Source organism: Chromobacterium aquaticum (genome assembly GCF_021129195.1).
Lineage (GTDB): Bacteria > Pseudomonadota > Gammaproteobacteria > Burkholderiales > Chromobacteriaceae > Chromobacterium > Chromobacterium aquaticum.
Genome location: NZ_JAJOHW010000024.1, coordinates 39,135 through 46,809, shown reverse-complemented (window position 1 = coordinate 46,809; position 7,675 = coordinate 39,135). Strand labels below are relative to the sequence as shown.

General features: G+C 61.3%; 7 protein-coding genes. 2 read left to right on the top strand and 5 right to left on the bottom strand.

The window, feature by feature from the left end:
- The 5 genes from LQT98_RS04100 to LQT98_RS04080 form a co-directional block, all read right to left on the bottom strand.
- Window positions 1-2,166: histidine kinase dimerization/phospho-acceptor domain-containing protein (locus LQT98_RS04100; RefSeq protein ID WP_231461216.1), on the bottom strand; the 2,166-nt coding region annotated here is incomplete at its 3' end.
- The gene (locus tag LQT98_RS04095; RefSeq protein ID WP_231461215.1) at window positions 2,163-2,819 is read right to left on the bottom strand and encodes a response regulator transcription factor; all 657 of its coding nucleotides are present in this window, start codon (window positions 2,817-2,819) and stop codon (window positions 2,163-2,165) included. The genes LQT98_RS04095 and LQT98_RS04100, both read right to left, overlap by 4 nt.
- 213 nt (window positions 2,820-3,032) lie before the next feature.
- Window positions 3,033-3,515 (bottom strand): hypothetical protein, encoded by a 483-nt coding sequence (locus LQT98_RS04090; RefSeq protein WP_231461214.1) that lies wholly within the window; start codon window positions 3,513-3,515, stop codon window positions 3,033-3,035.
- A 189-nt stretch (window positions 3,516-3,704) separates the two neighbouring features.
- A complete protein-coding gene (rnhA, locus tag LQT98_RS04085; RefSeq protein ID WP_231461213.1) occupies window positions 3,705-4,148 on the bottom strand; it encodes a ribonuclease HI in 444 nt (147 codons plus the stop codon).
- Between the two features lie 9 nt (window positions 4,149-4,157).
- Complete coding sequence (locus tag LQT98_RS04080) at window positions 4,158-4,919, bottom strand: class I SAM-dependent methyltransferase (protein ID WP_231461212.1); 762 nt, start codon at window positions 4,917-4,919, stop codon at window positions 4,158-4,160.
- Window positions 4,920-4,932: 13 nt separating this feature from the next.
- Here LQT98_RS04080 and gloB point away from each other — a divergent pair, with 13 nt between their 5' ends.
- Together gloB and LQT98_RS04070 are read left to right on the top strand one after the other, a co-directional pair.
- Entirely contained in the window at window positions 4,933-5,697 is a 765-nt protein-coding gene (gene gloB / locus LQT98_RS04075) for a hydroxyacylglutathione hydrolase (RefSeq protein WP_048409906.1), read from the top strand.
- Window positions 5,698-5,965: 268 nt separating this feature from the next.
- Entirely contained in the window at window positions 5,966-7,645 is a 1,680-nt protein-coding gene (locus LQT98_RS04070; protein WP_231461211.1) for a lytic transglycosylase, read from the top strand.
- The last annotated feature ends 30 nt before the right edge of the window (window positions 7,646-7,675 follow it).

Sequence of the window (7,675 nt, the reverse complement as noted above, 5' to 3'; positions counted from 1 at the left end):
CAGGCCGGTGCCGCCGAAGCGCCGTGAAATCGAGGTATCGGCCTGGGTGAATTCGGCGAATATTTTCCCCTGATCCTCTTCGGCGATGCCGATTCCGCTATCGATGACGCCGATCACGATGGGAGAATCCGCCGCTTCTTCTTGCTGGGGGTAGACTTCGAAGATGACTTCGCCGCTATCGGTGAATTTGATGGCATTGCTCAGCAGATTGAACATGATTTGGCGGATGCGCGCCGGATCGCCCAGATAGGCCGGCGCCAGGTCCTCGTCGATCACCGCGGTGAAGGCCAGGCCCTTGGCCTGCGCCAGCGGCGCCATGCCCTGCGCCACCTCCTGGCTGAGTGTCCGCAGGTTGAAGGGGATGCGCTCCAGCGTCATCTGGCCGGCTTCCACCTTGGACAGGTCCAGGATGTCGTTGACGATTTCGCGCAGCGCCTGCGAGGAGTTTTCCGCCACGCGCAGCCTTTGCCGCTGCGCCGCCGCCAGCGGAGAGCGCGCCAGCAGTTCCAGGCTGCTCAGCACCGCATTGAGCGGGGTGCGGATTTCATGGCTCATCACCGCCAGGAACTGGGATTTGGCCCGGTTGGCCTCTTCCGCCTTCTTGCGCGCTTCGTCCAGCTTGCGCTCGGTGGTCTTGATCGCGGTGACGTCGACGACATGGCAAAGCAGCACGGCGACGCCCAGGTATTTGCTGTGCACCGCGTGGACATGCAAGTCCAGCGTGGCGCCGTCGTCGAGTTCCAACTGGATCAGCCGGTCCAGCGCATCGTTGCCGTACTCGCCAGGCGAGATGGGCTGCGCCCGCAGCAGGCTCTGAAAGGTGGCGCCATGCTTGGATTGGCGCTCCCAGTCGTCCATCACGCGGTTTTGCAGGATGATGCGGGCGTCCTCGATGGCGTACAAGGCCAGGCCGGCCGGCGCGGTGCGCACCATGGTGCGGTTCAGGTCCTCGCTCTCCAGGGTGCGCTGGGAGCGGGAAAAAGCCGGCGCGATCAGTTGGCGTTCCAGCAGCCACAGGCTCAGCCACAGAAACAGCAAGGCCAGCGCCAGCAGCGCCACGGTGAGGGCCGCCAGCCGCCAGCTGCTATGGGCGAAGCTTTTCCAGGACACCACTTGCACATGGCTCCAGCCCAGGAACGGCAGGTGCTCGACGATGAAGATATTCCCGGCGTGATAGCTGACGCTGACCGCTTCCTTGCTTTGCGTTTGCGCCGCCTGGCGGGCAAAGGCGGCGATGGCCGGGCTCGCGTCCAGCGAGCCGTAAATGAGCTTGCCGCGATTGTCGATGAACAGCTCCGCCGAGTACTTGCCCAGGTAGGGGCTTAATTGTTGCAGGATCTTGATGTCCAGGCTCTTCACCCAAAAAATCACCGGCCGGCCATGGGCCTGCACCACCTTGGTCAGCCGGATGGCCGGCCGCCCGATGAGCGGATCGACGAAGATGTCTATCCACGGTTTTTTGGGGTGCTGGCGGATATAAGCTGCCATGTGCTCGGACTGGAAATCCGGCAGGCCCTGGGTCAGGCGGGCAAGCAAGGGCGCGACCGGCGCGCCCACCGCTTGAGGCAGTTCGATCTTGCGATTGAAATCAATCAGCAGATAAGCGCCTTTGGCCGGAAAGGTGTAGTTGATGCCGATGATCTGGAACTGGAAGGTTTCTTGCGCCAGTTGTCTGGCCACTTGCCGGCTCAGTTCCAGATAATGGCTCAAGGTGTCTGTGCTCAAGGCCGTCGGATCGCCCAAGGCAAAGGTCAGGAAAGGGTCGCCGTGCTGGTGCAATTCCAGATAGCCCTTGTTGGCGAGGAATTGCCGCACCATGGGCGCCGGCGCGTGTTCGCGCTTTTCCCAGGCTTGCTGATACTTTTCGGCCAAGTAAAAGTTATTGATATTGTAGTTGGCCATATCATTGTCCAGCGCTTTGTTCACCAGACTAAAATTTTTGACGATATCGTCCAGTTCATCCTTGAATACACCGTGCACCACCAGGCCGGAAATAATCAGCAACGCGATGGAGATCACGATGCCGGCCAAAAGAAAAACCGCTCTCATCACCCGCTGCAGCCCATGCAGTTCCTGACTGCGCGGCAGTTGGTAGGCCACCTCGGCAAAAAACGCGCGCAGCGCATTGGCGCGGCCTCCGGCGGCGGCTTTGGATTTTGATTTCAAGTGGATGACTCGCGCGCGTCCATCAGGCCCAGAAACTGCATCACCAAGTCCGAATCCCGCTGCACGCCCATTTTCCGCATGGCGCTCATTTTCTGGGTGCTGATGGTTTTTTTACTGCGTTTCAGTTTGGCGGCGATTTCCGTAACGGTCATGCCGGCAGCGAACAAGCGCACCACTTCCGCCTCGCGCGTGGTCAATTCCTGCTTGCCGGCGGTGCGGCGCTCCAGTTCGATCTTGTCGACGATCTCGGCCATCGCCGGGGAAAAGAACTTGCGCGCCTGCATTGCACAGAGCAGCGCTCGGGACAGGTGCTCCTCGGCATCCCGCTTGCTGACGATGCAATGGATGCCCAGGTCCAGCAAGGCCCGTATCGCCGGCAGTTGATCCACCATGGTCAGAGTCACGATGCCAAGGCCGGGAAACTGGCGGCGGATGCGGCTGAACATCAGCACCCCGTCGCTGAGTTCGCCCGAAGGCATGGAGAAATCGCAAACCAGAATGTCGCAGGGCTTGGATTCCAGCGCGGCGAACAATTCGTCGGTGCTGGAGGCCGTCGCGGAGATCTCCAGCCCGGCCTTATCCCTTAAAATATGAATCAAGCCATTGACCACCATCGGGTGGTCGTCCGCCACTATGATGTGATGCGTTTTCATGATGTCCTTTGAGGTGCCGGGCACGGCCCACCGCCTCTTGAATATTAGGTCCGGCTTCAGCCTTAAGCCCATAAATCCACTCCCGCAGCCCAATATCGAAGCGGCCCGGACCGCCGCGCTAACGCGCCGGGTCCGGGCCGGATTTTATTTTGCTCTTCCGCCACTCAAGCCCGCGGGGTTTCCCGCCAAGGGCGACGAATAGAGGACGCGCCGTCAGCTAGCCGCGGGGTCGTTGGCCTCAATCTTGATCACGCGCGTATTGCCATCCAGGTTATTGAAGCTGCGATTGATCACCCCAATCGCGCTGCTGTGCCCCCCCTTCACGGTTTTGTCGAAAATAAAGGAGGCAACGCCAAGATTGCCCTTGATCACCACGGGCCTGCCTGCGCCAGTCCAGTTGGAGCTGAGTAGTTCAGCGGAGCCCTGCCCTGTCATTGTTAACTCCAGGGTTTGATCGAGATAACAGTTACCGCCGAACGTGGTGGCCGGATAAATCACCACTTGATCATCAGAGATGACCAGATTGGCCTTGCCGCCTGGGGCGACTTTTTTCTTATCCGGGTTGCTTGGCAACTTATACTCGAGGTCACAGCGAGTGTTATTGTTAATCAGATCCAGAGTATAAGTCTCGGCGGCCATGGCCTGAACGCTGCACATGGTCAGCGCGCCGGCGACCGCAAGAAGGAATGGCTTCATGTTTTGTTCTCCATAAATTAATGAGTTAAGTTTGCCAAAGTAATTAAGCGTTCTCATTGGCGGACTCAGATTAATGGAGAGCGGAAAAAGCCGATAACAATCTAAAAAAAGGTTAAAAAACCCGGCGCACCGGCCCGGTTCCGCAACACGCAAACCAGGCCCGCGGCGCCAGGATTCGCCGCCGCAGGATCAAGCCAGCTCTACGCCGCGGTTGGCTAGTTGGTCCGCCCTTTCATTGTATTCATGACCGGCGTGGCCTTTGACCCAGCGCCATTCCACATGCAGATGGCGGTTGCGTTCCGCGTCCAGTTGCTGCCACAGATCGGCGTTTTTCACCGGCTCCTTGGCCGCGGTTTTCCAGCCGCGCGCCTTCCAGCCGTGTATCCATTCGGAAATGCCCTTTTGCACGTATTGGGAGTCGGTATACACCACCACTTTACACGGCCGGTTCAAGGTGGCCAGGCCCTTGATCACCGCCAGCAGCTCCATGCGGTTATTGGTGGTATTGGCCTCGCCGCCGCACAATTCCTTTTCCTTGCCCTTGAAGCGCAATAGCGCGCCCCAGCCGCCCGGCCCCGGATTGCCCTTGCAGGCGCCGTCGGTATACATCTCTACTTTGTCTTCTGTCGTCATGCTGTCTCGTTATTGACGGGGTTCCTGCCCCGCTTGGTCTGTTGTGTCGTAGCCGCGATGGCTGTGATGGCGCTCATTGCCGGCGGCCACCGCCAGGCCGGCCTTGGCCTTGGCCTGTTTCCAACTGGGCAGAATCAGCCGCATGCCGCGCTGACGCTTGACGGCCTCGATGCCGTACACCCCGGCGGCCAGCGGCCACCAGCGATCGCCGGCGCGCTCCATGAAACCGAAGCGCTGCACCCAGTCGCAACGGGAAAACGGCGGCGCGTAAGCCATGAAGCCGCCGGCGGCGGGCTCCAGCTCCAGCAGTGTCAGCCAGTCCTTGATGCGCACCAGCGACAGGAAATGGCCGCTCCACGGCACCGCGGCGCGGCCCTGGATCAGCCTGCGCACGCCCCATAGCGATACCGGATTGAAGCCGGTGAGGATCAAACGCCCTTCCGGCATCAACACGCGTTCGGCTTCACGCAGTACCTGGTGCGGCACGGTGGTAAAATCCAGCACATGCGGCATCACCAGCAGGTCCAGGCTGCGGCTTTCAAACGGCAGTTGCTCAGGATTGCAGGCGATGTGCGCCGGCCCGGAGGCGGCGACGCGGCACTGCCATGGGATGCGGTTGGCGCGCAGGAAATCCACTTCCGGCAAACCCAGCTGCACCGCGTGGAATCCGAACACGTCGGCGACGGCGCGGTCGAAATAAGCCTGCTCGCGCTCCAGCAGATAGCGACCCAATTCGCTGGAGGTCAGCCAGTCGCTAAACGAATTCTTCATCAAGAGAAGCCTTATGCCAGCCAAATTCACCGTCAGCCCGGTAGGGGCCTTCAGTGACAATTATATCTGGGTTTTACATCATGGCGGCCGCGCTGTCGTGGTTGACCCGGGCGAAGCCGCGCCGGCCATCGCCTTCCTGCAGCGCGAAGGCCTGCAGCTGGAAGCCATCCTGATTACTCACCATCATGCCGACCACATCGGCGGCGTGGCCGAGCTGCTGACACGCTGGCCGCAGGCCGCGGTCTACGGTCCGGCCGACATCGCCGCCGTCAACCATCCGGTGATGGAGGGCGCCAGCGTCGAGCTTTCCTTCGGCACGGCCACGGTGCTGGAGGTTCCGGGGCACACGCTGAACCATCTGGCCTACCTGATAGCCGGCGCGCTGTTCTGCGGCGACACCCTGTTCGGCGCCGGCTGTGGCCGGCTGTTCGAAGGCACGCCGCGGCAGATGCACGATTCGCTGAGCAAGCTGGCCGCGCTGCCGGACGCCACCAAGGTGTATCCGGCGCATGAATACACCTTGTCCAATCTGCACTTCGCGCTGACGGTGGACCCCGGCAACCCGGTGCTGGCCATCCGCATGAGCCGAGACCAGAAACTACGCGAGCAAAATCTGCCCACGCTGCCGTCCACCATGAGCCTGGAACGCGCCAGCAACCCGTTCCTGCGCGCGGACGCGCCGGCGGTGCGGCAAGCCGCGGCGCATTGGAGCGGGCAGCCGCTGCATGACGTTGTCGAGGTGTTTGCTGCGCTGCGGGAATGGAAAAACCGCTTTTAAAACCATGACAATAAGCTGAATCGTGATCGCCACTGTAAAAAATAACTGGCACATGACAGTCTGCATGGCCTATATGTCAGCAAAGCGCATGAATTAATTTGGCTTTTTGGTTGACACCCCTATGTTGGCTGTTTAGCATCAGCCGAAATCAGAATTCCGGGCCCGCCAAATGAATCGCTTCACCCCATTGGCACTATCGTTGTCATTTGCTGTTGTGTTTGCCTCTGCCGCGCATGCGGAGAATGGGGCGTTTCGCCAATCCGTCGGCGTGGACGAGGGCCTGGCCGCGGGCCTGGACATGATGCTGCTGAACTCCAGCCTGCTACGCAATGGCGATAATGTTTGGGAACGCGCTCGCGAAGGTTTCCAACTGCCGGAAGTGAATGCCGACATCGTGCGGCGCCAGGAACGCTTTTATGCCAGCAAGCCGGAATATTTCCGCCGCACGCTGGACCGCAGCAGAAAATATCTGTTTCACATCATGAACGAGGTGGAGCGCCGCGGCATGCCCACCGAACTGGCGCTGCTGCCACTGGTGGAAAGCGCCTTCGTACCCACCGCCAAGTCCCATGTCGGCGCCGCCGGCCTGTGGCAGTTCATGCCGGCCACCGGCCGCCAGTATGGCCTGGAGCAAACCTGGTGGTACGACGGTCGCCGCGATGTGACCGAAGCCACCCGCGCCGCGCTGGATTATCTGGAAAACCTGTACGCGCAATTCGGCGACTGGAATATCGCGCTGGCCGCCTATAACTGGGGCGAAGGCAATGTTTCCCGCGCCATCGCCCGCCTGCAGGCCAGCGGGCAGGAAGTGACTTACGAGAATATCCGCATGCCCAACGAGACGCGCAACTACGCGCCCAAGTTGCTGGCGGTACGCAATATTCTCAATGATCCGGCCAAGTTCGGCGTGCGCCTGGACAAATTCCCCAACAAGCCCTATTTCGTCGCAGTATCCACCGGCAAGCATATGAATATCGACATCGCCGCCAAACTGGCCGGCATGTCCATCAATGAATTCAAGGAGCTGAACCCGGCGTTCAATCTGCCGGTGTACGCGCACAAGAACGGCCGGCAGATGCTGATCCCGGCGGCCAAGGCCGACAAGTTCGAGGCCAATCTGGCCAAGTGGGACAAGCCGCTGCTGACCTGGGAGGTTTACACCCCGCCGGCCGACACCAGCGCCAGCCAGATCGCCAGCGAGCACGGCATGAGCGCGGGCCAGCTGCTGGCCGCCAACAATCTGTCCAGCGGCTCGCTGAAAGCCGGCCAGCCCGTGTTGGTGGCGATGAGCAAGGACCAGCGCGACATCCGCCCGCTGGACGCCACCGATACCTCGCTGCCTGAGAGCGGCAACGGCGCCACCCTGCTGGCGCAGGCGGACAGCCCGAAAGCGATACCGGTGCCCAGCGTCCAACCCGCCGAAGCCAAACCCGTGCAGGTGGCCCTGGCCAGCCCGGCTCCGGCCGCCGCGCCGCGTCAGGACATCAAGCCGGCGGAAACCGTGGCCGCGGCCCCGGCCGCAATCAGCGCCGATGCCGACGGCAACTACACCGTGACCGCCGGCGATACGCTGTACAGCATCGCCCGCCGCTTCGATATTGGCCTGGACGACTTGAAAACCGTCAACGGCATGGACTCCAACATCGTCAAAGTGGGCCAGGTGCTCAACATCAACAAGCCCATAGACAAAGGCGTCAGCGTAACGCTGCTGGCCGACAACAGCCGCGCCAACGCGCAGCAGGACGCCTTGCTGAAGGTCAGCGGCCTGCAGACCAGCCAACGCGCCACCGGCAGCGTGCCGGCGGAATACGTGGTGCAGCGCGGCGACACGCTGTTCAGCATCGCCCGCCGCTTCGGCGTCAACCACAACGATATCCAGCGCTGGAACGACTCCCGCCAGCTGACCCGCTTGCAACCGGGGCAGAAAGTGCGCATCCAGGGCCTGTAAACGCATCGGCACACAGAAAAAGCCAGGGCT